Source organism: Streptomyces alanosinicus (genome assembly GCF_014650595.1).
Lineage (GTDB): Bacteria > Actinomycetota > Actinomycetes > Streptomycetales > Streptomycetaceae > Streptomyces > Streptomyces alanosinicus.
Genome location: NZ_BMVG01000023.1, coordinates 22,552 through 48,080, shown reverse-complemented (window position 1 = coordinate 48,080; position 25,529 = coordinate 22,552). Strand labels below are relative to the sequence as shown.

19 protein-coding genes are annotated in these 25,529 nt (G+C 68.8%); 9 read left to right on the top strand and 10 right to left on the bottom strand.

The window, feature by feature from the left end; genetic code table 11:
* Positions 1 to 132 precede the first annotated feature (132 nt).
* On the top strand, positions 133 to 2,517 hold the full coding sequence (locus IE277_RS32425) for a phosphoketolase family protein (protein ID WP_189957288.1): 2,385 nt from the start codon (positions 133 to 135) through the stop codon (positions 2,515 to 2,517).
* A 282-nt stretch (positions 2,518 to 2,799) separates the two neighbouring features.
* On the opposite strand, the gene IE277_RS32420 is transcribed toward IE277_RS32425, so the two are convergent.
* Positions 2,800 to 3,156 carry a hypothetical protein gene (locus tag IE277_RS32420; RefSeq protein ID WP_189957287.1) on the bottom strand — a complete coding sequence of 119 codons (357 nt, stop codon included), beginning with the start codon at positions 3,154 to 3,156 and terminating at the stop codon, positions 2,800 to 2,802.
* A gap of 256 nt (positions 3,157 to 3,412) precedes the next feature.
* On the opposite strand from IE277_RS32420, the gene IE277_RS32415 reads away from it, so the two are divergent.
* Both IE277_RS32415 and IE277_RS32410 read left to right on the top strand, forming a co-directional pair.
* Positions 3,413 to 4,225, top strand: coding sequence for a MerR family transcriptional regulator (locus IE277_RS32415; RefSeq protein ID WP_189957286.1), 813 nt, complete (start codon positions 3,413 to 3,415; stop codon positions 4,223 to 4,225).
* 170 nt (positions 4,226 to 4,395) lie between these two features.
* Entirely contained in the window at positions 4,396 to 4,581 is a 186-nt protein-coding gene (locus tag IE277_RS32410) for a hypothetical protein (RefSeq protein ID WP_189957285.1), read from the top strand.
* A gap of 130 nt (positions 4,582 to 4,711) precedes the next feature.
* Here IE277_RS32410 and IE277_RS47825 read toward each other — a convergent pair whose 3' ends face one another.
* The 7 genes from IE277_RS47825 to IE277_RS32375 form a co-directional block, all read right to left on the bottom strand.
* The gene (locus IE277_RS47825; protein WP_229882132.1) at positions 4,712 to 7,597 is read right to left on the bottom strand and encodes an RNA-binding domain-containing protein; all 2,886 of its coding nucleotides are present in this window, start codon (positions 7,595 to 7,597) and stop codon (positions 4,712 to 4,714) included.
* Positions 7,598 to 9,437: 1,840 nt separating this feature from the next.
* Positions 9,438 to 10,022 carry a HEAT repeat domain-containing protein gene (locus tag IE277_RS32400; RefSeq protein WP_229882123.1) on the bottom strand — a complete coding sequence of 195 codons (585 nt, stop codon included), beginning with the start codon at positions 10,020 to 10,022 and terminating at the stop codon, positions 9,438 to 9,440.
* An 834-nt stretch (positions 10,023 to 10,856) separates the two neighbouring features.
* On the bottom strand, positions 10,857 to 11,549 hold the full coding sequence (locus tag IE277_RS32395) for a hypothetical protein (protein WP_189957284.1): 693 nt from the start codon (positions 11,547 to 11,549) through the stop codon (positions 10,857 to 10,859).
* 251 nt (positions 11,550 to 11,800) lie between these two features.
* The gene (locus tag IE277_RS32390) at positions 11,801 to 12,844 is read right to left on the bottom strand and encodes a PP2C family protein-serine/threonine phosphatase (protein ID WP_229882122.1); all 1,044 of its coding nucleotides are present in this window, start codon (positions 12,842 to 12,844) and stop codon (positions 11,801 to 11,803) included.
* Between the two features lie 236 nt (positions 12,845 to 13,080).
* Entirely contained in the window at positions 13,081 to 14,229 is a 1,149-nt protein-coding gene (locus IE277_RS32385) for an ABC transporter substrate-binding protein (RefSeq protein WP_373310940.1), read from the bottom strand.
* Between the two features lie 200 nt (positions 14,230 to 14,429).
* A complete protein-coding gene (locus tag IE277_RS32380) occupies positions 14,430 to 17,261 on the bottom strand; it encodes a SpoIIE family protein phosphatase (RefSeq protein WP_189957282.1) in 2,832 nt (943 codons plus the stop codon).
* Positions 17,262 to 17,573: 312 nt separating this feature from the next.
* Positions 17,574 to 17,909, bottom strand: coding sequence for a hypothetical protein (locus IE277_RS32375; RefSeq protein WP_373310939.1), 336 nt, complete (start codon positions 17,907 to 17,909; stop codon positions 17,574 to 17,576).
* Positions 17,910 to 18,263: 354 nt separating this feature from the next.
* Between IE277_RS32375 and IE277_RS32365 the strand changes: the two genes are divergently transcribed.
* The gene (locus IE277_RS32365) at positions 18,264 to 18,425 is read left to right on the top strand and encodes a hypothetical protein (RefSeq protein WP_189957281.1); all 162 of its coding nucleotides are present in this window, start codon (positions 18,264 to 18,266) and stop codon (positions 18,423 to 18,425) included.
* 189 nt (positions 18,426 to 18,614) lie between these two features.
* On the opposite strand, the gene IE277_RS32360 is transcribed toward IE277_RS32365, so the two are convergent.
* A complete protein-coding gene (locus IE277_RS32360; protein ID WP_189957280.1) occupies positions 18,615 to 19,091 on the bottom strand; it encodes a hypothetical protein in 477 nt (158 codons plus the stop codon).
* Between the two features lie 247 nt (positions 19,092 to 19,338).
* On the opposite strand from IE277_RS32360, the gene IE277_RS32355 reads away from it, so the two are divergent.
* Together IE277_RS32355 and IE277_RS47820 are read left to right on the top strand one after the other, a co-directional pair.
* Positions 19,339 to 20,478 (top strand): AMP-binding protein, encoded by a 1,140-nt coding sequence (locus IE277_RS32355; RefSeq protein WP_229882119.1) that lies wholly within the window; start codon positions 19,339 to 19,341, stop codon positions 20,476 to 20,478.
* Positions 20,417 to 20,644 carry an AMP-binding enzyme gene (locus IE277_RS47820; RefSeq protein WP_229882118.1) on the top strand — a complete coding sequence of 76 codons (228 nt, stop codon included), beginning with the start codon at positions 20,417 to 20,419 and terminating at the stop codon, positions 20,642 to 20,644. The genes IE277_RS32355 and IE277_RS47820 overlap by 62 nt, the downstream gene beginning before the upstream one ends.
* Positions 20,645 to 21,231: 587 nt before the next feature.
* Here the strand turns inward: IE277_RS47820 and IE277_RS32345 are convergent.
* The gene (locus IE277_RS32345) at positions 21,232 to 22,377 is read right to left on the bottom strand and encodes an FAD-dependent oxidoreductase (RefSeq protein WP_189957278.1); all 1,146 of its coding nucleotides are present in this window, start codon (positions 22,375 to 22,377) and stop codon (positions 21,232 to 21,234) included.
* A 178-nt stretch (positions 22,378 to 22,555) separates the two neighbouring features.
* On the opposite strand from IE277_RS32345, the gene IE277_RS32340 reads away from it, so the two are divergent.
* From IE277_RS32340 to IE277_RS32330, 3 genes are all read left to right on the top strand, one after another.
* Entirely contained in the window at positions 22,556 to 23,149 is a 594-nt protein-coding gene (locus IE277_RS32340; RefSeq protein WP_189957277.1) for a TetR/AcrR family transcriptional regulator, read from the top strand.
* Between the two features lie 206 nt (positions 23,150 to 23,355).
* Positions 23,356 to 24,273, top strand: coding sequence for an endo-beta-N-acetylglucosaminidase H (locus IE277_RS32335; protein ID WP_189957276.1), 918 nt, complete (start codon positions 23,356 to 23,358; stop codon positions 24,271 to 24,273).
* Positions 24,274 to 24,554: 281 nt separating this feature from the next.
* On the top strand, positions 24,555 to 25,334 hold the full coding sequence (locus IE277_RS32330) for an SDR family oxidoreductase (RefSeq protein ID WP_189957275.1): 780 nt from the start codon (positions 24,555 to 24,557) through the stop codon (positions 25,332 to 25,334).
* The last annotated feature ends 195 nt before the right edge of the window (positions 25,335 to 25,529 follow it).

Here is a 25,529-nt window from a genome sequence, read left to right as displayed (position 1 = left end):
TCGGGTTCTTTTCCATGGGTGTGGCCCGAACGGCCCTGTCGGGGCCCGCCGCGGCCGTGGAGGGTGGGACACCCGAATCCGAGTCGGCACGTACGCCACCGGACCGCTGCCCCGGCCTGGAAAGGAATCCCGATGTCCGTCGACACGCGGCAGACGCCCGCCCAGTTGGACGAGGATGAGCTGAGGTCGCTGGTCGCCCACTGGCGCGCGGCGAACTACCTCTCCGTCGGCCAGATCTACCTCATGGCCAACCCCCTGCTGACCGAGCCACTGCGCCCGGAGCACATCAAACCGCGTCTGCTGGGCCACTGGGGCACGTCACCGGGCCTGAACCTCGTGTACACCCACCTCAACCGGGTGATCAAGGCCCGTGACCTGGACGCCCTGTGTATCTGGGGGCCCGGCCACGGAGGGCCGGCGGTGCTCGCCAACTCCTGGCTGGAGGGCTCCTACGCGCAGACGTACCCCGACATCTCACGGGACGCGGCGGGCATGGCACGGCTCTTCAGGCAGTTCTCCTTCCCCGGCGGGGTACCGAGCCATATCGCGCCCGAGACCCCCGGCTCGATCCACGAAGGCGGCGAGCTCGGCTACTCCCTCTCCCACGCCTACGGCGCCGCGCTGGACAACCCCGGCCTGCTGGTCGCCTGTGTGATCGGCGACGGCGAGGCGGAGACCGGGCCGCTGGCCGCGTCCTGGCACTCCAACAAGTTCCTCGACCCGGTCGACGACGGAGCGGTGCTGCCGATCCTGCACCTCAACGGGTACAAGATCGCCAACCCGACCGTGCTGTCCCGGCTCCCCGAGGCCGAGCTGGACGCACTGCTGCGGGGCTACGGCCACGACCCGATCCACGTCACCGGCGACGACCCCGCCGTCGTACACCGAGCGATGGCGCAGGCCATGGACACCGTCGTGGACCGCATCGCGGCGATCCAGCGTGCCGCCCGCCGGGAGGGTGTCACCGATCGGCCCCGCTGGCCGGTCATCGTGCTGCGTACCCCGAAGGGCTGGACCGGCCCCGCGGAGGTCGACGGCCTGCCCGTGGAGGGCACCTGGCGTTCCCACCAGGTGCCGCTGGCGGCCGTGCGGGACAACCCCGAGCACCTGCGGCAGCTGGAGCAGTGGCTTCGCTCGTACCGCCCCGAGGAACTGTTCGACGAGCACGGCGCCCCGCGCACCGAGGTGCTGGCCTGCGTTCCTGAAGGGGCCCGTCGGCTGGGCGCGACCCCGCACGCCAACGGCGGCCTGCTGCTGCGTGAACTGCCCCTGCCGCCACTGGAGCGGTACGCCGTCGCCGTCGACAAGCCCGGCGCCACCCTGCACGAACCGACCCGTGTCCTCGGCGGCCTGCTCCAGGACGTCATGGCCGCCACCGCCGGCCGCCGCGACTTCCGGCTGGTCGGCCCCGACGAGACCGCCTCCAACCGGCTTCAGGCGGTCTACGCGGCCAGCGGCAAGGCCTGGCAGGCCGAGACCCTCCCGGTCGACGAAAACCTGGACCGGCACGGCCGGGTGATGGAGATCCTGTCCGAACACACCTGCCAGGGCTGGCTGGAGGGCTACCTCCTCACCGGACGGCACGGGCTGTTCTCCTGCTACGAGGCCTTCGTGCACCTCGTCGACTCGATGGTCAACCAGCACATCAAGTGGCTGCGCACCACGCGCCGGCTGCCCTGGCGGGCCCCCGTCGCCTCGCTCAACTACCTGCTGACCTCGCATGTGTGGCGCCAGGACCACAACGGTTTCTCCCACCAGGACCCCGGCTTCGTCGACCACATCCTCAACAAGAGCCCCGAGGCCGTCCGGGTCTACTTCCCACCGGACGCCAACACGCTGCTCTCGGTGGCCGACCACGCGCTGCGCAGCCGTGACTACGTCAACGTGATCGTGGCAGGCAAGCAGCCCTGCTTCGACTGGCTGTCGATGGAGCAGGCGAAAGCGCACTGTGCGCGCGGCGCGGGCATCTGGGAGTGGGCCGGAACCGAGGACGGCTCGCGGGAGCCCGACGTCGTCCTCGCCTGCGCGGGGGACGTACCGACCCAAGAGGTGCTGGCCGCGGCCCAGTTGCTCCGCCGGAACCTGCCGGAGCTGGCCGTGCGCGTGGTGAACGTCGTGGACATCGCCCGGCTGCTGCCGAGCGCGGAACACCCGCACGGGATGAACGACTTCGAGTACGACGGACTGCTCACCGCCGACAAGCCGGTGATCTTCGCGTACCACGGTTACCCATGGCTGATCCACCGACTGGCCTACCGGCGTACCGGTCACCACCACTTGCACGTACGCGGCTACAAAGAGATCGGCACCACGACGACCCCCTTCGACATGGTCGTCCGCAACGACCTCGACCGCTACCGCCTGGTCATGGATGTCATCGACCGCGTTCCCGGCCTCGCGGTCCGCGCGGCGGCCGTACGCCAGAGCATGGAGGACGTACGACAACGCCACCACGCCTGGATCCGCGAGCACGGCACGGACCTGCCCGAGGTGGCCGACTGGACGTGGGACGGCTGAGGAACGGAGTGATCGGAGTGAGCCCTGCCCGGCGGCGCGACACGATGTGTCCGGCGATATCGGCCACGCCGCTGAACTCGCCGAGCCGGCTGGGCTGTTGTCGGAGGGCGGCGGAGGCCGAGGCGGATCGATGTGGTCGAAGTGACCTGACCGTCTCGTATCGAAGGGGGATCGTCGTTCCGTAACGCAGTCCGTGCCGCGAGGGTCTGCCCGGTGGATGCATGTCGATCCACCGGACAGACCTCGGGCCTACCGCGCGTGCGGCGGGCCCGGGGGAGTGGCTCAGCCGCCGAACCGTACGCTCAGCGGCGCCTGGGACGTGAAGGTCACGCCCTGTCCCGGCTGCGCCGCGCCCACGAACTGGTTGGGGTCGCAGAACGAGTCGGCGAAGAAGAGCGCGGTCGAGTTGGTGTCGTTGTGGGCGCTCAGCGCTCCACCGCCGACGAAGTAGCAGAACCCGTCACTCGGGTCATCGAAGCTCGACATCCCGCCGGTGTCGGCCCGCACGTAGGTGAGTGTTCCGGTCGCTGCGTGCGAGCTGGTACCGAGGGCTGTGGCCAGAATGAGGGCACCGCCGACGGCGACGACCGCTCGACCGAGTCGTCCGGTAAAGCCTCTGATCCTTGTCTTCGTGGTCATGACTTCCCCTCTCCCTGAGCAGACCCAGCGGGGCGCGTTGCCTCCGCCTAGAGCTGCCCGGACACTCCCACTGCCAGGCACGGGGACCACGCGATGCATCCGTCCGGCCGGGCGGGCGACACCACGTCTGCCTACCCGCACGGGGCTTGAGGGTCTCGCGCACGGCGCCTTCGGCTGCGGAGTGACGTCGGAGGCAGACTGGGGGGCGTGGGTTCTTGACCCTCACACCGTGTCAGGCGATCAACTCGGAGCCATCATGTTCACCATCGGAGCCTTCGCCAGGCACGGCCGTGTATCGGTCCGGATGCTGCGTCACTACGACGCCACCGGACTACTGCGCCCGGCCCACGTCGATCCCGCCAGCGGCTACCGTCACTACACCGCTGCCCAGCTCGCCCGGCTCAACCGGATCATCGCGCTCAAGGACCTCGGCTTCACCCTCCAGCAGGTCCAGAAGATCCTCAGCGAGAAGGTCACCACCGAGGAACTGCGCGGCATGCTCCGGCTACGCCGCGCCGAGCTGGAGGCGGCGATGACGTCAACGGCCACCCGGCTGGCCCAGGTCGAGACGAGGCTTCGAATGATCGAGAGCGAGGGGCACATGCCCGGCAACGACGTCGTCATCAAGAGCCTGCCGTCCGTACGGGTAGCGGAACTGACCGGTGTGGCACCGGACTTCGACACCATCACTCCAGTCATCCAGCCGCTGTACGAAGAGCTGTTCCGCCGCCTCCAGGAGGCCGGCATCGCGCCGACCGGGCCGGGCATCGCGTACTACGAGGACGCCCCGGACGGCGGCATCCTCGTCCACGCCGGCGTCGAGGTCTCCGCACCCCTCGGAGACGACGATGGGCTGCGGATCGTGGACCTGCCGCCCGTCGAGCAGGCCGCGACCATCATGCACCACGGCTCGATGGACGCCATCCTGCCGACCGTCCAGGCCCTGGGCCGCTGGATCGACGCCAACGGCTACCGCTCCACCGGCTACCCCCGGGAGATCAACCTGGAGTGCCCGGAGAACGTGGACGAATGGGTGACCGAACTCCAGGAACCAGTGTCCAAGCCCTGACGCGACGGCGAGGGCATGCTCTACTCGGCGCGGGTGGCCGACGACAAGTAGGACATGCCCGAACACCTGCCGATCAGCGTGTAGTCAACTGCCTTGGCACGTATGAGGCTTCATACAGACCCGAGCCCAACTCATCCACGGGGGAACTGATGAGGCTCCGCACTTCTGCCATGCTCGGCGCCAGTTTGCTCGTCGCCATCTTGCTCTCTGTCAGCGGCGGGGGCAGCACCGACGCCACCGCCCATGCCGCGCAGGACGGCCCGAAGTACGTCAAGGTCAGCCCGGACGCGTCCGCGACGGAGTACGGCCTTCTGGCCGCCCCGTACGCGACGGCCATCGAATACGCCCTCCTGTAGTCCACCACCCTGCGCGCGAGGCCGTGCCGCATCAAGCAACGTTCGCCCTGTTGTGACGCGTCGCCTGGATGTTGATCCGGGCGACGCGTCGGGCTCCTTGAAGACCGCCCACAGACGTCTGCTCAGGTTGCTACTCGGCTGAGGCCAGCCGGCGTAGGGATTTCCGGCCCCGGGGTGTCAGGTTCGGGTCCTGGGCCAGCTCTTCGCGCACCGCGATCGCCGATGGATGGCCGACCCTGGCCACGAGATGCACCGCAGCCACGCGCAGGTCCTCTTCCAGATCGGGGTCGCGGGCGAAGAGCAGGAGGTCCTCGGCGCCTCGAGGATCGTGGTGGAGCGCGACCACATAGGCCGCGTTGATCCGCTTCAGGGCGGGACAGGCGGGATCGTCGGCGATGGCTTTCATCCGCTCGACGCCGTATGTCTCGTCGATCTCGACCACGGTGAGCGCCGCCTTGAACCAGAACTCGTCCCCGGCACGGGCGTCGATCCAGCTGTTCAGGAGATCGAGACCGCGTTGTCGGCGAAGCTGGGTGAGCTGCCATGCGATGCCGAGCCGGGTGCCGTCGTCCAGGCCTGGATCGGACGCCAGGTCCACGATCAGATCGAGGCCGGTTTCGTCGTAGGCGTCGACCATCGCCGTCGCCGCCGTAACTTGGCCTTGCAGACTGGTCAGCCTCGGTGATCGGGCCAGATTCCGCAGTGCCGCCAGGCCCTCGGCCCGGCTCTCGGCGAAGGCGAGCAGTGAACGGGCCGCATCGACCCGGGAATCGTCGATCGCCAGGGCGGCGAGGGCCTCGGCCATCGGCACGGAGCCCGGATCCAGCTGATTCACTGCGTCGACGTCGATCGAGGCGCCGAACAGGCTCCTTCCACCAACCTCGCTATGGCGCTTGAGCTTGTCCACTGCCTGGGCCTGCACGTCGTCCGGGAGGTAGGTGCCGAGCCGCTTCAGGGCGGCGAGGAACGTGCAGCCACTGATGCCGCCAGATGGCGGCAGCTTGTCGAGCTCCGTCGTGGCGGCGTCAGCGAGCCGGTCGATGAGGAAGCCGAGATACGACAGGTTTCCCCCTTCATCAGCCGCCCACACTCGTTGACCCCAGGCGCCCACGGGGCGGTAACCAGATGCCGCCCGCCAGGGCCAGAGCCGGAGCCGGTGGCTGTCGAGGGCGCGTCGCAGCTCCGCCAGGCCGCCCTCGCACGGATCGCCGAGAGTCCAGGCGGCCAGGAATTCCTCGTACGTGCGATGCGCGAACTCCAGCTCCCCGCCCTGCTGCTGGAGCACCCCGCTGCGCCGGAAGCATGCGATGAGCTCCTCCCTCCACCGCTTGATCCGCACTCCTTCCGGCAGCTTCGTGAGCGGCTGCTCCAGCAGGATGTCCATGACCGACCGGACGGGGCTGCTCTGCCGTCGGCGAGTGACGGCCACCTTCGCCAGCAGCGTACGAAGCTGCGCGGGCGGCAGCGAGCCCAGAACGGCAACGCGTTCCCCCAATGCGGGGCTGTACCAGACCGGTGACCCTACGTCGCTTCGCTTGCCCGCGTGATGCTCCGGCCGGGTATCGGTGCGAGGCGTGGTTACCATCAGCCGGTCGATGAAGGCGTCGTAGATGGCCCCACGGGTGTCACCCAAAGGCTGCTTGGAATCGGCCTGGTACAGCTCGCAGAGCATGGCGCCGATCATCGGCAGCCTGACCAGGTCGCCGAGATCTGTCTTGTCGATCGCAGCCATGAGGCCGTCGACCTGCTCAGGACCGAGCCGCGCCGCGGCCAGTTCCCGGACGTCACCCGCCTCGAACTGCAAGAGCTCGAAACAGACGGGCGCCGCCTCCTGCAGATCGCTCAGCTCCTGCTTGGACAGGTACCGCGTGGCGACCACGAGGCGGTGGGTCTCTCGCCGTTCTGCGACCCATCGAACCATGTCCCGCAGCGCCTCCCGGCGTACCTCTGCGTTGGTGATCTCGTCGAGGCCGTCGAGCAGAACAAGCCAGTGAGAGCCGGGCGCGGGTGGGCGAGCGAAGAACGGCGCCTCGAGTGGCGCTTCGCTGAGCGCAGTAGCGGGAATCAGCACCGGCAGCGCGGCAGACCGCACTCCGGCCCGCCACTGGCGGCATACGTCGAGCCGGTGACGTCGTAGGAGCTCGGTCTTGCCGCCACCGGGATCACCGAGCACCACCACGAGCGGCGCGGTCGTGAAGACGGCGACGCTCGCCGGCTGGGCCGTCGAACGGTCGACGGGTGGCCCGTCGCGCCAGTTCACCACTGACTGGGCGACGTAGGGTCCGCAAGCCTCAGCCTCTGCGCGGCGGCAGACATCGGCGAGGTACCCCTCCAATGGGGCGCGGTCCTCGTCCACGAGGTCCGCGTTTCCGTCCCGCCCGGCCGTCTGTGACGCGGACCGATCCTCAGTCGAGGGCGCGGCCCGAGCCACCGCCTCCTGTACGAGCGTTGCGAGGGCCTCGGGGGTGGGCATGGTGGAAGCCCTGACACCTGCGGCGAGCAGCTGCTGGATCTCGGTCCGCGGTAGCCAGTGCGTGAGGTCGCCGTCGCGTACCGGCACCGCGAGAGCGTCCGACGGAGGTGCGCCGGATCTACCACCCGTCATGGCCGGCACGACGAACAGTTGACCGGGCTCCTGGGCCGGGATGTGGAGGAATGCCACCCGCGGTTTGTCCTCAGGGCCGGACCAGCCGATTCGTATGCCTCGTACGAAGGGCTTGATCCGCTGGAGCAGCACCTTGCGGATCTGATCGGGGTTGACGTCAGCTGGATCCAAGCCGACGATCTTGTCGAGAATCTCCTCGCCGTACTCCCAGCGAGTGCCGATGCCGAACACGATCACGCCCCCGCCTCCGTTGGCGAACGCGGCGACGTCCTTGGTGATCTCCTCGACGGCCTTCGGGACCGACAGTTTGTAGAAGCATTTCTTCGCGTCGAGCCACTGCGACTCGCGCAGACCGAGCAGAGCATCGGGGCGGTCGGCGTCGAGCGCGGCCAGTGCGTCCTTGAGGTTCATCGGCACTCTGGCAGTATCTACCGGCGGCTCGGCCCGTCATCTCCCTTTTCCCACATTGCCATTACTCGACTATTCCTCTATTCCTCGTCGTCAGCCGCACGGTCCGGCTCCGTCCTCTTCGCTGTGGCATGCCTGGCCGACCTCGCGTACTCATACCGCGCGATCTGCGGCCACCTGCTCCGCCGGCAGATCCGCGGTCATCCCGCAGCCGTCGGACCAGGTCGGTCAGAACCGACGAACTCACGATCGCCTACCGGGCCGCGCTTCACCTCGCCGGCATCCCCGGTTTCGCGGGTTTGTCCGGCGGGCCGTCGGCGGCGCGGTCCAACAGGGAGGTGTGCGGCCTGGACGAACTCGGCCTCGGTCGCCCGGTCGGTGCCAGGCTGGGCAGGAGGCGGTGGGCGTGGTCCCAGGCGGGTTCACCCATCGGGGTCGCGGCGGTGCGAAGGTGCCGCCAGATGGCGGTGATCCAGCCGCCCCCACAGTGGGTGCGCACCCAGATGCGGGAGATGTCGTAGGGGTCGTGGTGGACCTCCCAGCTCCTCCCGTCCTCTCCGGCGCCGCATGCCGATCAGCTCGACGGTGTCCACCGTGCCCTCGTCGCGAACGGCTAGGGCCCATCTGTCGGAGTCGAGTCGATCTCCATCACCTCGCCTGGCCGGGCCGCGGTTCAACCCTCCGAGCTCCGGCCAAGAGCCCACCGCCGTGGGCGAGCACGTCCACCAGGCGCGCGGCGGCCTCCGGGCGGTGCGCCCACGGATGGCGGTAGCCGACCAGCCACAGCACGTTTGCCATCAGTACCGCATTCGGCGTCCCCACCCGCTGGAAGTCGCAGCCCACGGACCGGCAGGCCGCAGCCGGCGCGGCGAAATTCGCGGCGTGTGGCGAATGCAGCCGGTGTCACCTGCCAGGAGATCGCGGCGAGACTCTTCGGGTGAAAAACGGGAGCAAGGCCACCTGACTGGCGGTTCGCTGGTTGTTGGGACGGTCTGAAAAACATACGTTCAGCTCCAGCGTGCACAGCGGCGGCGCCGTGCCCAGAGTTCGTCCGCACCTGCCACAGACCACCAAGCCGAGAGGAACTGTCATGCGCCTGATCCGCTGCGCTCTCGCCGCTGTATCGGTGGCGGCTTCCGCCTCAGCCATCGGCCTGCCCCTCTTCTTCACGGACTGGATGCCCCAGAGCTCCGATGCCACGCAGGTCCGCATGGTCAACGCCCCCGTCATCTCGCGGGGTAAAGCGGAATCGCCCCAGCCACCCTTCGCGAATCCGGGCTCGCAGGACTCGGCTCCCCCTTGTGACAATTACGGAGGCCCCTACTGCGGCTGGGTGAGGAAATACTGGGGCGGCTGCGACAAGGAGTGGGGCCTGAGCTACGGATTCAAAGACCCTGACTGGCTCTGCCGCCACGACCCCCGCCCGAGTCCCTCGGACACATCCAGTCCCTCTGACACATCCAGTCCCTCGGACACGTCGCCCTCTGCCGGAAGCAGCAGTTCCCCGGCCGCACTCAGCCGTTTGAACAAGCCCAAGCCCAAGCACTCGGCCAAGGCCGGTTACAGTCCCACTGCCACAGCCAGCTCCCTCGGCCACCACCCGGAGCAGCAGTTCCTTGCAGCCAGTCCCGCGGAGACACCTCCGGTGGCCAGTAGCAGCGGCGGTGTGCCTTCGCCGGTAGCAGTCGAACCGCAGGCGCTGCCGAGCGGAGAAGACCTGCTCGGCTCTCGCCCCGATCTCCACTCCGGGGCCGACTCGTCCGGTACTGGAATGCGATAGCCGGGCAGACAGACAACACAGCGGTTCTTCCACGAGCCGCACATATGGTGTCCTGAGTTCCTGTCAGCGGGGCATACGAGCGCGGGCCGCGGTCCGGAAGGCTTCGTGAACCTTGGTGAACGAACCGTTCTGCCGGGCGGTGACCAGCGCGGTTGAGTCGGCCATGGCCCCGGGCTTGACCAGCAGGATCGCCAGTTTGTGGTCGAGTTCGTCGCGGACTGCGACGGCGCGGGCATCAGTGTGTGCGAACTTGCCGACGAGTTCGGCGGCCATGCTCCGAACGTGCGGATCGGGGTCGCAAGCGAGATGGCGCAGTGCCGGTTCGAGCACCCGGTCCGCGCCGGGCGCGCAGGTGTCGCCCTTGCACCGGTCGCAGGCCAGGGCGTGGACGGCAGAGATCCTGACCCGAGCATCGGGGTCGTCGCCCATGGAGATCAGTTCGTCCATGGAATCGGCGTCGACCAGGTGGTCGAGGAGGCGGCAGCAACCCTCGCGTACCGCCGTACTCTCATGATGCAGGCCGGCACGGATCGCACTCAACGCGTCCTCGCCGCGCCGCAGCAGTGCGCGGTAGGCCGCGACGGTGCGCTGCGAATCGCCCAAGCAGGCGACGAGGGCCTGGTCGTCGGTACTGGGTAATCCGAACATGCCTCTCAGTCTCAAGGCGCGTGGGGAAGTCCAGCAAAGGGTTTTCCCAAGTCCGCCGCCTCCGCCTCTGCTCCGCCTGCATTCTTCCCAGAGCGTGTCTGAGATCGGAGCGCCTCCGGTCAGGCCGGTGACGGCGCGCATCTGGTCAGCGGACCGTCGCCGACGGGACACTGTGCGCATGGACGGCGCGGGCCAGTCGGGTGGGGCGGACCAGGCACAGTGGGAGCTGCACCCTGGCGTGGCGCTGTTGCTGCCTGCGACGCGCAGGGCCTTGCGTTGCTACGCGGTCCGGTCCGCGGGTGTGGCTCTCGCGGGGCTTGGGGCTGTCGTGGCGGGTGTGCTGGCCCTGGCTTTGTCCGGGCGGGCGGCGCAGTCGGGTCTGGTCCGCGACGTGCTGATCGCACCCGTCGGCCTGGGCTTGGTTCCAGCTGTCGGCGGACTGGCGGGCCTGGTCAACATCCCGCGCATGCGTCACCTGGCGGCTCGGCATCCCTGGCGCGTATGGGACGGTGCGTATCAGGTACTACCGCTGGGGGTCGGTCAGCCGGCTCTCCTGCTCGCACGGGAAGGCGGGCGGGTGATGTCGGTGGTCGCCTGGCGCTGGAACTGGAGCGTGCTGGGTCCGGAGCGGGGGCCGGTCTGGTACGTCGGCGATCCCCTGCGCGGTCCCGCCTTGGCCGCGCCGCCGGACGGCGCCGTTGTCCTATGGGCGCGGCCCGTACGGGTGTTGCGGTGCCGGATGCAGCGCCTGGCCGACGGGCAGCCGCCCCCCGGCGCCCTGACCGGCTCGCCACCTCAGACCGTGTCCAAGAGGGAACCATTTTCGGCCCACTCTCACTCGGCAGAGCGACGTCGGCGAAGCCAGACCGTGGCCAGCGCTCCTAGAACCATCAGCAAACCGCCGGCCGCGATCAGGATGTGCTCGACGCTCAGGAAGTCGTCGCTCCAGCTGGCAGCCGAGTTGGCACCCGGAACAGTCTGGGGCGACGGGGAGCCGGACTTGCCAGTCGTACCACTGTGCGGACCCGCACCGTCCTCGCGGTCATCGTCGTCCTGGCGGTCGACGCAGTGGGTGGCCGGGAAGGGAAAGAAGCGCTTGTGGCGGTCGAAAGTCTTCACCTCGAAGCGCGGGTGAACCTTGAAGAAGTCACGAATCGCAAACTCGTACTGGCCTGAGGTCTGGGTCGGATAATTCACATTCAGATACGTCGAGACAGTAAAGCTGTCCCATGGTGCCGCCGGCGAGGTGGCTGGGGCTCCCGGGTCTCCTTGGACGACGAGAGCCTCCGGCCCATGTCGGTCATTGGTCAGAATCGCCCTCAGGTCCTTGTCGATGAGTACGACACGGCGGTGGCTGTGGCAGTTTCGCCAGGGATTGTGGTGACCGTGGTGCCCCCCGCCTTCTTGGAGCCACAGGGAGCCGGAGGCGTGTCGTGCGGAGGCTTGCGCAGCCATGCCGACCGATGGAGAGACGAGGGCGATAGCCGCACCAGCCAGCGGCGCTGCAACCCAAGCACGAAGATTCATCCGATGACCTCCAAGAGTGGCGGACACAGGCGACCGCCTGCTGGGTGCCACATCCGAATCTCAGATGAAGTTAAGAGAAATCAACTCATCACACCGGGAACGTCCTCGGGGAGCCGTACTCTGTCACTCAACCGCAGCAGTCTCGGCGGATGAAACAGGTCGTGGGCGGCTTCGGTCGGGTGATCGGCATTGTGGGCGGCCGGCCTGTGCGACGGCGTCTTCGCCGAGGGTGGTCGAGATCTGGGCCGGGCTTACTCCGAAGGTTCACGCAGGCGTACGGCCAGGGCGGCGATGTCGTCGTCAAGGCGCCCTCCGCTGTAGTGGAGGAGGGCGCCGTGCAGAGCCGTGAGCAGTTCACGGGGCGGCGTCGGGGGCTGTTGGCGCATCCAGTCCGTCAGCGGAAAGAACTCGCCGTCGCGGGCGCGGGCCTCGGCGACCCCGTCGGTGTAGAGAAGCAGCAGGTCGCCGGCGGCGAATTCGAAGGTGTCGACGCTGTAGTGATCGCCGATCAGCTCCGCGAGGTTGAGCAGCGGCGAGGGGGTGGTTGGTTCCAGGGCTCGGAGTTCCCCGCGGTTCAGGAGCAGCGGCGGGGGGTGTCCGCAGTTGAGGATCTCGATACGCCTGCCACCGTGCGGGATCTCGACGAGAAGGGCTGTGGCGAAGCGTTCCATCGCTCCCTCAGGGGGAAAGGCGGCGTAGTAGCGGGTGCTGCTGGCGTCCAGTCGGCGCGCGACGCTGACCATGTCGGCCTCGTCGTAGGCCGCCTCCCGGAAGGCGTTGACGATCGCCGCGGCCGCACCCACCGCCGGCAGGCCTTTGCCCCGCACGTCACCGATGAGCAGCCTGACCCCGTATCCGGTGTCGACCACCTCGTAGAAGTCCCCACCGATACGGGCCTCCGCCGCGGCCGCGAGATACAGCGACTCGATCTCGACGCTCCCGAAGCGGCGTGGCGTAGGACTCAGCACCACCTGCTGCGCCGCGTCGGCGACGAGCCGCACCTGGAAGAGGGTTCGCTCCCGCTGGAGCCGGACGTGACTTCCGTAGGCGGCCGCCACGGTGACCGCGATGATCCCCGCAGCCGTCCACCACGTCCCCAGGCCGGGGAACACCATGCTGAGGCCGATCATCAGAAAGAGGCAGACCGTCCCCAGCAGCACGGTGGGGAGCACCGGCCACATGGCGGCGGCGAGGGCCGGAGCCGCGGGCAGGAGGCGGCTGAAGGCCATTTCCGGGGGAGTGGAGTATGCCAGGCTGGCGATGACGACGGTCAGGATGACCGGCGACAACCGCACAAGCCACCCCCGGCCGTGGCGACGACGGGGCCGTGGCCGTCCGGATTCGATCACAATGCACAGAATATCTACGCAATGAAGGCATAGCGCTCTGGCGGATCAGAGTCGGTCGACTGCGCCCTGTGGTGAAAACCATCGCCCCGCGGCGCCGCGGACGAGCAGGCAGTGCTCTGGGCCGGCGCCCGAGCACCGCGCGGCTGACGGGCGACCGGGATCATCCCGGCGGGCGACGGGGATCATCCCGGCCGGCTGGAGACGGCCTTCGCCCAGCCCCGGGTGACCGTCTCCCTCGCCTTCTCCAGTTGCGCGTCCGTCGGGAACTGCGGCGTTCCCTCCACCGTCGGCAGTCGTGCGGCGGCTGCTTTGTCGAGGGTTCCGTCCTGCCTCATGGCGTCCATGAGTACCGGGCGGGCATAGGCGCGCAGCCGGAGGTTCTGGCCCTCCGGGCTGAAAAGGTACTCCTGCCACAGGCGGGCGGTCGCCGGGTGCGGGGCGTTCTTGTTGATCGCCAGCGCGTAGTACTGGGCGAAGCTGCCGTCGAAGGGGATCGCGACCTGCCAGTTCACGCCCTTGTCGCGGAGCCGGCCGGTGTAGTCGAGGTTGATGTAGTCCCAGTTGATGCTGATGGGGGTCCGGCCGCTCGCGACCGTTGCCCAGGTGGAATGGAGAGGGTTGAAGTTGCCGCGATTCTTCAGTTCGGCGAAGAAGTCGAGACCTGGCTGGACGTCGTCGAAGGACCCGTTGTTCGCCAGCGCGGCCGCGTAGACACTGGCGAAGGCGGTGGCCGACCGGGGCGGATCGCCTTCGAGTGCGACTTTGTCCTTGTAGCCGGGTTTCAGCAGATCGGCAAAGGTCTGCGGGCAGTGTTTGATCCGATCGGCGTCGCAACCGATGGAGATGTAGCCCCCGTAGTTGTTGGACCAGCGGGCCATCGAATCCTTTTGACTGTCGGGAATCGAGTCGTAAGCGACTACTTTGTACGGCGCGAGAAGATTCTGTGCCGCTGCATTCCGTGCGAACGTATCGCCGACGTCGATCACGTCGGGCGCTGTCGGACTGTTCCCCCTCTTCCTGAGGGCGTCGATCTCGTCCTCGCTGTGGCCCAGCGGGTCCTCGACCGTGACTTTGATCCCGTACTTCTTCTTGAAGCCGTCGATCAGGCCGCCGTAGCCGGCCCAGTCACGCGGCAATGCGAGGGCTCTGAGCGTGCCCTCCTGTTTCGCTGCGGCGATCAGTGCGCGCATGCCGCCCATGCTCTCGGCGGATGTGGCCACCGACGGCTTCGCGGGGCCGGCGGCCGGTGTGTTCTCGCAAGCGCTCAGGCCCAGTGCCACGAGAGCGCAGCAGCTCAGGGCCGCTACTGTTCGGGCACTCGGTGTGGTCACGGCTACTCCCGGACGTACGGGGACGAGATGGTCACCGCGACCGGCTGCCGGCAGTGCCCCGGGGGCCGAGCGGCGGGCTCACGTGCTGCGCCCTCCCGGCTTCCTCGGCTCCACGGCGCCGACGAAGGGGTCATGGAGGTCAGGTTACCCGGCCGCGCCGATGGCGGAATCTCGCCAGGGACGGGGTGTACCGCCTCACCTCACAGCGCGGTGTCGTCCCATTGGTCGAGCAGGAGCTCGCCGAGTTCTTCCGCCTCCGGTGCGGCGTCGTGGTGCAGGAACTGTTCGGCCCAGATGACCTTGCCGGCGGCGGTGTAGCGGGTTCCCCAGCGTTCGGCGAAGCGGGCGACCAGAAAGAGCCCGCGGCCGCCTTCGTCGGTGACCTTCGCCCGGCGCAGCCGCGGCGAGGTGCTGCTGCCGTCGGCGACCTCGAAGATCAGGGTGCCCGCGTCGGCGCTGCCGGTCGGCTCCGTGCGGAGCAGCCGCACGGCGATCGGCTCGGCTCCGTAGCGGATGGCGTTGGTGATCAGCTCGCTGAGGATGAGCTCTGCGGTGAAACCGGCCTCTTCGAGTCCCCACTCCGCGAGCCGACGGGCGCAGGCGGTACGCACGGGGGCCACCGCCGCCGGGTCACGGGGCACCTCCCACTCGGCGACCTGATCCGGACCGAGGCGGCGCGTGCGGGCCACCAGCAGCGCGATGTCATCCCGCGGCCGGTCGGACGGAATGGCCTCCATCACCGCCGCGCAGGTGGCCTCCGGTGTGCGATCGGGCCCGGTCAGCGCCTCGCGCAGGGCGTCCAGGCCGGCGTCCAGGTCCCGGGAGCGGTCCTCGATCAGCCCGTCGGTGTAGAGCACCAGTCGGGAACCCTCGGGCACGGTGAGCCCGGCGGTCTCGACAGGCAGGCCGGCCCCGAGTCCCAGCGGCGGGGAGACGGGCAGTTGAGGGAAGTCGACGGATCCGTCGGGACGGACCAGCGCCGGTCCCGGGTGGCCGGCGCTGGCGATGGCCAGTCGCCCAGAGGTGGGGTCGTAGACGGCGTACTGGCAGGTCGCTCCCGTGATCACCCCCTGCCCGTGCTCCCCTGCGGTGACCTCCTCGGCATCGATCTGCGCCACCAGCTCGTCCAGCCGACCCAGCAACTCCTCCACGGGCATGTCCAGGCTGGCGAAGTTGTGCACGGCGGTGCGCAGCCGGCCCATCGTCGCCGCGGCGTGCAGACCGTGTCCTACGACGTCGCCCACGACCAGCGCCACCCGGGTACCGGACAGCGGGATGACATCGAACCAGTCCCCGCCCACCCCGGCCTGGGCCGGCAGATAGCGGTAGGCGACCTCAAGGGCGGACTGCTCGGGCAGCGCGCGGGGCAGCAGGCTGTGCTGCAGAGCGACGGCCATGGCGTGTTCGCGGGTGTAGCGGCGGGCGTTGTCGATGCACGCCGCTGCCCGCGTGGCCAGTTCCTCGGCGAAGGAGATGTCCTCGTCCTCGAACGACGGGGAGCCCTTCGCACGCCAGAAGATCACCACGCCCAGCACCGCACCGCCGGCGCGGAGGGGCACGACGAGCATGGAGCGGATGTCGTGGTCGAGGGTCCGCCGGGCACCTTCGGACTGCTCGGACCGCCAGATGCCGGAGACGCTCAGGTCCCCGACCAGGACCGGCCTGCCTTCGGCCATCGCCGTGGACGCGGGCTGGGCAGGGACGAGCCGGATCAGCTCGCGGACCGGATGGAGGGGATGGCCCGCGTCGAGACCGGCGACGGCGCTGCGGCGCAACTCGCTGATCGCGGCGGGCGCGCCGGAGGTGTCCTCGCCGCGCAGGACCGGGTCCAGCAGATCGACGGTGACCGCGTCGGCGAACCGGGGCACCGCCACCTCGGCCAGTTCCTCGGCCGTACGCTTCACATCGAGTGACGTACCGATTCGCAGTCCCGCGTCGTAGAGCGACCGCAGCCGTTCGCCCGCCGCCTCCGCCTGGCCGGACAAAGTCCGCAGCTCGGTGGTGTCCCTGAGCGTGACCACGCTGCCGGCCGGTCCGTGAGGTGCGGTGAGGCGCTTGCTGACCGCGAGCAGCCGGTCGGCCGCGAGGTACACCTCGTCGGTGGCGGGGCGGTCGGAGGCCAGCAGCTCGGCGAGGCCCTCGTCCAGCCCCAGTTCGGCGAGGTGCCGCAGCTCCGCGTCCGCCGGCAGGTCCAGAAGCCGTCGTGCCTCGTCGTTGGCCAGCAGCAGCCGGCCGTCACCGCCGACGATCAGCACTCCTTCCCGCACCGCGTGCAGCACCGCGTCGTGGTGCTCGTACATCCGGGTCATCTCGGTCGGCCCCAAGCCGTGCGTCTGCCGCCGCAGCCGCCGACCCACCAGGGCCGACCCGCCCGCGGCGAGGACCAGGGCCGTGGCGGCGCCGCCGAGCAGGACCGGTAGCTGCCGGTTCACCCGGTGCTGCACCCTCTCGACCGTGACGGGCACGGCGACGATGGCGACGACCGAACCGTCGGGACCCCTGACGGGCACCGCCGAGACCACGGAGAGCCCCAGTGAGCCCTTGAACGTACTCGTGAACGGCTTGCCGTTCGCCGCCGCCGAGTAGGGCCCGATGACGCGTCTTCCGATCTGATGCGGGTCGCTGTGGGCGAGGGTGATCCCGTTCAGTCCGTACACGACGACGGCGTCGACGCCCGCGGCCTTGCCGGCCGCCTCGACGTGCGGCTGCAGCACCGCGGTCGGGTTCGCGCTGTTGACTGCCGCCACGATCCCCGGCGAGTTCGCGAACGCCTGCGCCACGGCGAGTGTCCGGTGGCGGGCGTCCGCCATGACGTCTCGCCCAGCCTGCACGACGAGCGCCACCAGGGCGGTGGCGACGAGCAACATCACAACCGCCAGCTGGAGCAGGAAGACCTGGCCCGCGAGGCTGCGCACGCTCAGCAGGGAACCCGACCGCCACGCCTCTCCCGACTGACGTGGTGGACCGAGCTGATGGGTCCTTGTGGACGCATCAGGCGGATCGTGACCGGATTGACCCGATACCCCGCTCATGTCTCCTTTCTATCGTGTCCGGGTGGCCGACCACGAGACGACCGGGACGGACTGCTCCGCTCGGGGCCGCCGACGAGCGCAGGGGTCCTGCCGGGCGCCCGCCGTCACACTCGGCCGCTGAGCCCGCCCGGGGGGTCCGGGCCCGGTTTTGCCGCGAGGTGCAGCTCCTGGGCCGCGTTTCAGGCCCGTGCTTGGTGCCGCTGCCGGAGACCGATCCGCAGGCGGAGACCCCACGGCCCGGCAGCTGCGCACGCGCCGGGGTGGTGCTGCGCTGGGCGGTGATGATCCGGGCGTGTTCGGTTGTGTGCTTGTTCAGCAGCTCGCGGAACCGGAAGACGATCTGGGTGCGGCGGTGAGGGAGCTGTCACGCCAGGCGGGAAGGCCGCGCGGGCTGCGGCGATGACGGTGCGGGCGTCCTCGCGGTCGGCCGGCGATGCGGCCGGTGGTCTCGCCGGTTGCGGGGTTGGTGACGGGTGCGGTGCCGCTGCCCGTACCGGCGAAGGTCCTGCCGTCGCACCAGCGCGTGACGGTGGGGACCATGGTCGTTCCTTCCTGGGGGGGGCAGAAGACGCTGTACGCCTTGCGGAGCGTCTCGGTGACGTCCCACCGACCGGTCCATCCCGGAGGCAGGATCACGAAGTCGGCCACGGAGATCTCGACCGTGCTGCCCGACTCGTCGTCGGTCAGCGTCGCCCGGCCGGAGATGATCTAGCAGGTCTCGGTGTTGGGCCGGTCGACGACGGGCCAGCTCCCCGGGGGCGCATTCCCAGACGCCGATCTGCGCGGGGATGCCGGCGTCCACCGCGAGCGTGTGCAGTCGCGGGTCTCCGCGGTCTGTGCCGGGGCGCCGTCCCGCAGGGGCCAGGTCCCCGAGCACGCGATGCCTGGGAAGGCGAATCAGGGAAGGCGTACGGGCCGGCCCACGCGATGCCCGCGTCGGGGTCGTGACCGATGGAGGGGAACCAGTCCCGCGGGACTCCGAGGGGGCCGCCCCAGCGGTGGGTGATCTCGACGCCGGCCAGTTTCGGGAAGAACTCGTTCATCGTCTCGATGATCTTGGCGTGGTCGAATGGGACGACGGGCACCGGCAGCGGTGTCATCAGCCTTGAGGATTTCCTCGCGGCAGCCGGTCTGGTGCTGGCGCCTGGCGCATCGGTGAGTTGAGGTCGTGGCACGCGGCCATGTGCGCAGCCACGCGGCCATGTGCGCAGCCAGGTGACGAGGCCGTCGTCGGGGAGGACTCGCAACCGGGGGCCGGCCGCGGGTGGGTTCGTGCCCAGGGCGTCCTGGAAGCGCTTTGTCTCCGAGCGTGTCCGGTCGTTCGGCTATCCGGTGTGCCGCCGTCATGCACTCTTACTGAGCAGGATCCGGGAGGGCGGCTGCGGGCAGCAGCCCTGCCGCGATCTCGTGCCGGGGGAGACGGATGCCCAGATGCACTCCGACCGTGTGGAACACACGAGGAAGCAGGTCATCGCCGCGCCACACCACACCGGCGCGGCGCAACGCCCCGTCCAGCGCGGCGACCTTGCCGGTGGGGTCTTCACGTCCGGGGTGATCCAGCAAGCCGTCCTCGCCGATCCCCATGCTCCACACCTCCCCGTCGCCCGGTGAGTACACGAGCCTGGACGGGGCCTGATGATGGTGCAGCGTGACCCACACCAACTCTTCGCCCTGGCGGGTCATCGCGTTGTCGACCTCTTCGATCCAGTCCGGATACCACGTGGCGCACAGGTAGTCCTCCAGCAGGAACGTCCACTCCCCGCTGGTGCCGAACATGCACTGCCAGTCCTTGTACTCCTCTGCCGACCACCGCGTCTGTACTTCGGTCATGGCCGACACCGTAAGACATCACCGCACCGGACCGATGTCCCGCACATCGCACATGCCTCTGCCCGGAGCGACGGGACGTGGACAAGCTGTTCCACGGCAGACGGGCTCAGGCCGGAGACCGCGACGGGCGCCGACCACAGGCACTCGATGAGCATGCTGCCGGGCTGCCGGCCGCGATGACTTGGGCCACACCACGGTCACAGCGTGGGTAAGGAACTCCACCGGCCGGTGGCCGAAGGTAGCCCCCGTGAAGCCGCGGCTGTTCAGGTTGGGTCATGCGCTGCGCGGGCAGGGGCTCGCGCCCGGCGACGGAGTGGGGCTCTTCCTGGCCAACCGTGTGGACTCCGTCCTGGTGCAGCTCGCCGTCCATCTCATCGGCTGCCGCGTCGTGTTCCTGCCGCCCGAGCCAGGGCCTGGCGAGCTCGCCGCGCTGGTCGAGCAGTCCCGGGCTTGCGCCGTGGTCACCGACCCGCTCTTCGCGCAACGGGCCGCCGACGCGGCCGGCCGCAGCGTCCACGCCCCCGTACTGCTCAGCCTCGGGCCCTGCGGGCAGCAGTGCACGGACCTGCTGGCCTCGGCGGCCGAGTGCCCGGCCGTGCGCCCCGACGGCGTGCCCGCCCCGGGAGCGGACGAAGCCGTCACCGTCCTCTACACCGGCGGAACGCTGGGCCGCCCCAAGCTCGCCGCGCACAGCCACCGGCTCTACGACGTGCTGGTGGACCTGATGGAAGGCGCCCCGCAGAACTCCCGCCCCGCGGTCTTCCCGACCATGAACCCGGGTACGGACAGGGTGCTCGCTTCCACGCTGCTCACGCACGGCAGCGGCCACCTGACGTCGGTCCAGGCCCTGGTGACGGGGTCCGCCCTCGTCGTGCTGCCCGAGTTCGAAGCGGGCGCGGCGCTGAGGGTACTGCGTGAGGAGCGGATCACCGCCACCATGTTCGTACCGCCCATGCTGTACGCGGTGCTCGACCACCCGGGGTGCGAGCCGGACGCCCTGCCCGCGCTGCGGCGGGTCGTCGTCGGCGGCGCGGCCACGTCGCCCAGCCGGCTGCAGCAGGCGGTCGAGGTGTTCGGGCCCGTGCTCAGCCAGGGCTACGGGCAGTCGGAGGCACTCGGTATCACCGCGTTCGGCGCGGAGGATCTCGCCTCGGAAGGAGCCCGTCGCCCCGAGCTCTGGCGCAGCTGCGGTCGCGCGATATCCGATGTCGAGATCGAGATCCGTGGTGAAGACAGCACGGCGGCGCTGCCCGTCGGGCAGGCCGGCGAGGTGTGTGTCCGGGGCGAGACGGTGATGCTCGGTGCGCAACGCTGCGGCGCTGGGTGTGCCGGACGAGGAGTACGGGGAGGCGGTACAGGTCTTCCTCGCCACGGCCGAGGGTGCTGACATCGACCCGCAGGCGGTCGGCGCGGCGGTGACCGCCGAGTTGGGAGCGTTGTACACGCCGCGCGAGACGGTGCTGCTGGACCATCTTCCGACGACCAAAGTCGGCAAGGTGGACAAGAAGGCGCTGCGCGCCGCGTGGACCAGCGGGGCCTTGGACACGCCGTAGACTCCGTGCACTGGCCCTGACCTTGACGGCTCTCAATTGACCGATCGGGGTGGCAAATTGAGCGCAGTCAGCACATGCACGACAGGAACTGGATTTCTTGATGGCGGAACTGATATGCGATACCGGCACGGCCCAACCGCGACCCCAAGGAAGATCACGCCGCCGATACACATGCTGACCCAGGCCCGGCGGTGCTTCCGGGTGGACACCCTTGCTTTCTTGGGGTGTTCGGGCAGATAGACGACCGGTACCCGGGTTCCGAGGTCCATCCCCATCCTCGACGCTGTCGACACGGGCGTGAACCTGACGGGTCGGCTCTGCCGGTCGGTGAACTCGATGACGGGCGTCAAGTAGTCGTCCGAGGGTGCCATCTCCTGGTCCACCACCACTCCCTCGGTGTGTACCGCGTACCGCCGCAGCCGCGCCTGCAGCCGCGCCTCCCGGACACCGCGAAGGGTCGGTAGCCGCCCTCGCCGTCGGGCTCGCGCCTGGTGCCCCTGCTCGGCCTTCGTCGAGTCGAACCGGTCAACGCGTCAGTGGAGTCAACTGACCAGGCGCGGCAGGATCGTTGACCCGTCGGACGCGGCCTAGGGCTGGGCGTCGTTGTCGCCGCCGAAGCCGGGTACGTCGGCCGACAGCAGGTGTTCGGCGCCATGTTCGAGGGCCTTGGCCGTCTCGGTGGAGCGGGGGAGCATGGTCTTCTCGTAGGTGCGGATGGCGTCGTCGACAGTGGCGGCGTTCGCCAGGGCGAGGGCGAGTTCGCTGGCGTCGAGCATGGCGAGGTTGACGCCGACGCCGAGCGGGGGCATGAGGTGGGCGGCGTCGCCGAGCAGGGTCACCGTCGCGTTGTGGTCCCAGGTGTGCGGGACGGGAAGGGCGAGGATCGGGCGGTGGATGTAGGGGCCGTCGTTTTCGGTGATCATCTGGCGCATGCGGGGCGACCAGTGGGCGTACTCGTCACATAGCACGGCGCGGATGCCGTCGGTGTCCTCGGCGGTCAGCCCGCCGGCGCTGATCCAGTCGACCGGGACGCGTTGGATGATGTAGACGCGGATGTGGTCTCCGCTGTTGCGCTGGGCGAACAGGCCGCGTTCGCCGTCCGCTGCGTGGGCGCTGCCCGAACCGACCAGCTCGGCGATCTCGGCGTGTCCGTTCTCGACGTCAAAGAACCATGCTTCCAGGAAGCTGACCCCGGTGTACTCGGGGACGGCGGGGGACACGGCCGGGCGTACCCGGGAGAAGGCGCCGTCGGCGCCGATGACCAGATCGGTCTCGATGCTCGTGCCGTCGGCGAAGTGCAAGCGCCGCGGCCCATCGGCGGGTCCGCTGATCACGTCGAGGGAGTGGCCCCAGCGCACGGTTCCCGGCTGCACGGAGTCGAGCAGCAGGTTGCGCAGCTGGCCGCGGTCGATTTCCGGCTTGAAGAGCTCGTCGGCCGCCGGGACTTGATGAGCCGTGATCGTGCCTGTCGGGTCGATCTGACGCATTTCCTGCCCTTCGGGACGGGCGAGGGCGAAGAACTCGTCGAGCAGGCCGGCTTCGCGCAGGGCGACCTGGCCGTTGTCGGCGTGCAGGTCGAGGGTGCCGCCCTGGTCGCGGGAGTCGGGGCCCGGGTCGCGGTCGTAGACGGTGACCGCGATGCCGCGCTGTTGGAGGATGCGCGCGCAGGTCAGTCCGCCGGGTCCGGCGCCGATGATGCTGATGCCGGCGTCGGCGGGCTCTGGGGAGTTCATGGTTGTTCCTTCCAGCTGGCGAAGAGGAGTCATGAAGAGGAGTCATCGGGCGAACAGAGCGGGGCGGGACACTCCGAAGCCGCCGGTCAGGTGCTCGCAACCTCATAAAATCAGAACAAGAAGAAAAGTGCAACGAATCAACTTAGCGATGGGTTCGACTATGGGATAGACTCTCACCATGACTGTGCCCCCTGTCAGCCGCCGCGACCGCAAGAAGGCGGCCACCCGGCAGGCAATCGCCGACGCCGCACTGCAGCTCTTCCTGGAGCGTGGCTACGACCAAGTAGGCATCCGTGACATCGCCGACGCCGCCGACGTGTCGACCGCTACGGTGTTCAAGCACTTCAGCGGTAAGGAAGCGCTGGTATTCGACCAGGACCAGGACCGGGAGTCAGCACTGATCGCCGCGGTGCGCGAGCGACCCTCCGGTCAGAGCATCCTCGACGCCCTCCGACTGCACATCCTCGACACCTGGCCCTCGATCGAGGAACATCCTCAGGCGGCCGAGTTCACGCACCTGGTGGACTCCACGCCGGTGCTGCGCGCGTACGCCGAACGCATGTGGACCCGGTACACCGACAGCCTCAGCGCAGCCATCGCCGACGAGGTCGGCGTGGACCACGACGACCTCGCATGTGTGGCTCTTGCTCGATTCGTCCTCGACATCCCGGCCCTCGCTCGCGGTCGGCAGGACCGCCGAGCCGCCGTCGAGGCAATCTTCGACATCCTCACGCACGGCTGGGAACCGCCCGGCAAGCGGCCTGCGCCGTAGCCCTCCCCCTTGTGCCGGCCCTGCGCGACACCGGGGCCGTTGGCTGACCGCCGGACAGCTCCCTGGTGGCGCGATGTGCGTGGGAGTCGTGAAGAGTTCTCTCGTGGTTCTGGGGATTCGGTCGCGGGAGCGGAAAGATCGGGGGGCTCACTCGGCGCTTGCGGAGAGGTCGGGCGCCGCTCCATGCGATGGGAGACCGATCAACGATGTTGACTCTGGTGCGGAGCAGAGTACGGAGGGCCGCGCTCGCGCTCTCGGCCGTCACGGCCCTCGCCTTCGGCGCGACCGCCACGACCGGCGCGGCAGCGGCCCCCGCTCCCGCGAAACAAGGACCGACCTCGGTGGCGTACGTCGAGGTGAACAACAGCAGCATGCTGAACGTCGGCAAGTACACCCTCGCCAACGGCGGCGGCAACGTCTTCGACGTCGCCGTGATCTTCGCGGCGAACATCAACTACGACACGGGCGCGAAGGCGGCAACCCTGTACTTCAACGAGAACGTGCAACGCGTCCTCGACAACGCCGCCACGCAGATACGGCCGTTGCAGCAGAAGGGCATCAAGGTCGTCCTCTCGGTGCTCGGCAACCATCAGGGCGCGGGCTTCGCCAACTTCCCGTCCCAGCAGGCGGCTTCGGCGTTCGCGAAACAACTGTCGGACACCGTGGCCGCGTACGGCCTCGACGGCATCGACTTCGACGACGAGTACGCCGAGTACGGCAACAATGGCACCGGCCAGCCCAACGACAGCTCGTTCGTGTATCTGGTGTCGGCACTGCGCGCCGACATGCCGGACAAGATCATCAGCCTCTACAACATCGGCCCGGCCGCGTCGCGCCTGTCCTACGGCGGCGTCGACGTCTCGTCCACGTTCGACTACGCCTGGAACCCGTATTACGGCACCTGGCAGGTCCCCGGCATCGCACTGCCCAAGTCGAAGCTGTCGCCGGCGGCCGTCGAGATCGGCGGGACCTCGCAGAGCACGACCGCCGACCTCGCCCGCCGCACGGTCGACGAAGGGTACGGCGTCTATCTGACGTACAACCTCGACGGCGCCGATCGCAGTGCCGATGTCTCCGCGTTCACCAGGGAGCTGTACGGCAGTGACGCCGTCTACGCGCCGTAGGCCGACCGCACTCCCCGCCATCCGGTGCCCCCTCGGGGCTTGCTGCATCCCGTAGGGCCGCGCCCCGGGCAGGCCGCGCCTTCGACAACGATGTCGGAGGCGCGGTCGCAGCCGGCTGGGCATCTCCGGGGTGTGAGTCGGAACTTTCCTTGATCGGGTGGGGCGTGTCTTCGTGGCTTTCGCCAGATCCGTATCCGGGTGTCCATGCGTGAGACTGCTCGGCGTGTACTGGTCGGGAGCCAGTCAACGATCTACACGCGTCGATACGGGGGGTGTCTTTCATGCATGTCGCCATTGCCGGGTCCACCGGCGTTCTGGGTTCGCATCTGATCCGGCGGGTCACCTGTGCCGGGCACATCGTCACGCCGATCGCCCGGTATCACGGGGTGGATCTGGTCACCGGGCGGGGGCTGGACGCGGCACTGGACGGGGTTGATGTCGTGATCGATGCCTCCGATCCACGTCCGCGTGGTCTTGCTGACGGTGAGGAGCTGCGCTCGGAGGTGCGTGAAGCGGCTGAGCGTCTACTGGAGGCGGCGTACGTCATGGGGGCGTACCGGCTGATCTCGGTGTCGGTCCTGGGGGTCGAGCACGCGGCGTTCGACGCGTTCGCGCCCTATCTCGCCAAGCGGGAGAAGGAGGCGATCGCGCATGCCCACGATCTTCCGACCACGGTGGTGAAGGCGAGTCATTTTCACGAGTTCGCGCTGAACCCGGCTGGCGTGCACGCCTTTGCCGATCAAGTCCTGGTGCAGGACATGCTGCTTCAGCCGGTGGCCGCCGGGGCGGTTGCGGCTGCGATCACCGAGATGCTGGAGGCCGACATGATGACCGAGGTGATCGAGCTGGCCGGCCCGGAGGAGATCCGTCTGCCGGAACTGACGCGTCGTGTCCTGGACGTGCACAGGGACAGGCGCGCGGTCATGCCGATCGCGCCGCTGGTACGCCAGATGGGTACAGGCGTGCTGCTGGCTCCGGATACCGCCCTCATGGTGGGCCCCACGGTGACGGAGTGGCTGGATATTTACGCCAGGGATAACGCGGTGTGCACGCCGTACTGACCGGTTCCATCCGAATCTAATCCCCTACTGGCCTTTTTGACCGGTGGGGGATCTTTGCATGCAAAAATTGCGAGGAATTTTCCGTCTGACGGAATTTGCTGAGGTTTCTGCGGCAGCATTCGCTCCACTTGTAGAGATTTACCCGACATTTATATCTCTTTCGGGCAGTTCGCTGTTTTCGGGTGCTCGACGGCT

Bases quoted from the DNA above. Each gene is read 5' to 3' on its own strand.
- IE277_RS32340 (WP_189957277.1), top strand. From the start codon at position 22,556: ATGACTGTGCCCCCTGTCAGCCGCCGCGACCGCAAGAAGGCGGCCACC.
- IE277_RS32420 (WP_189957287.1), bottom strand. From the start codon at position 3,156: ATGACCACGAAGACAAGGATCAGAGGCTTTACCGGACGACTCGGTCGA.
- IE277_RS32330 (WP_189957275.1), top strand. From the start codon at position 24,555: ATGCATGTCGCCATTGCCGGGTCCACCGGCGTTCTGGGTTCGCATCTG.
- IE277_RS32415 (WP_189957286.1), top strand. From the start codon at position 3,413: ATGTTCACCATCGGAGCCTTCGCCAGGCACGGCCGTGTATCGGTCCGG.
- IE277_RS32400 (WP_229882123.1), bottom strand. From the start codon at position 10,022: ATGTTCGGATTACCCAGTACCGACGACCAGGCCCTCGTCGCCTGCTTG.
- IE277_RS47825 (WP_229882132.1), bottom strand. From the start codon at position 7,597: ATGAACCTCAAGGACGCACTGGCCGCGCTCGACGCCGACCGCCCCGAT.
- IE277_RS32425 (WP_189957288.1), top strand. From the start codon at position 133: ATGTCCGTCGACACGCGGCAGACGCCCGCCCAGTTGGACGAGGATGAG.
- IE277_RS32345 (WP_189957278.1), bottom strand. From the start codon at position 22,377: ATGAACTCCCCAGAGCCCGCCGACGCCGGCATCAGCATCATCGGCGCC.
- IE277_RS32335 (WP_189957276.1), top strand. From the start codon at position 23,356: ATGTTGACTCTGGTGCGGAGCAGAGTACGGAGGGCCGCGCTCGCGCTC.
- IE277_RS32410 (WP_189957285.1), top strand. From the start codon at position 4,396: ATGCTCGGCGCCAGTTTGCTCGTCGCCATCTTGCTCTCTGTCAGCGGC.
- IE277_RS32395 (WP_189957284.1), bottom strand. From the start codon at position 11,549: ATGAATCTTCGTGCTTGGGTTGCAGCGCCGCTGGCTGGTGCGGCTATC.
- IE277_RS32380 (WP_189957282.1), bottom strand. From the start codon at position 17,261: ATGAGCGGGGTATCGGGTCAATCCGGTCACGATCCGCCTGATGCGTCC.
- IE277_RS32360 (WP_189957280.1), bottom strand. From the start codon at position 19,091: ATGACCGAAGTACAGACGCGGTGGTCGGCAGAGGAGTACAAGGACTGG.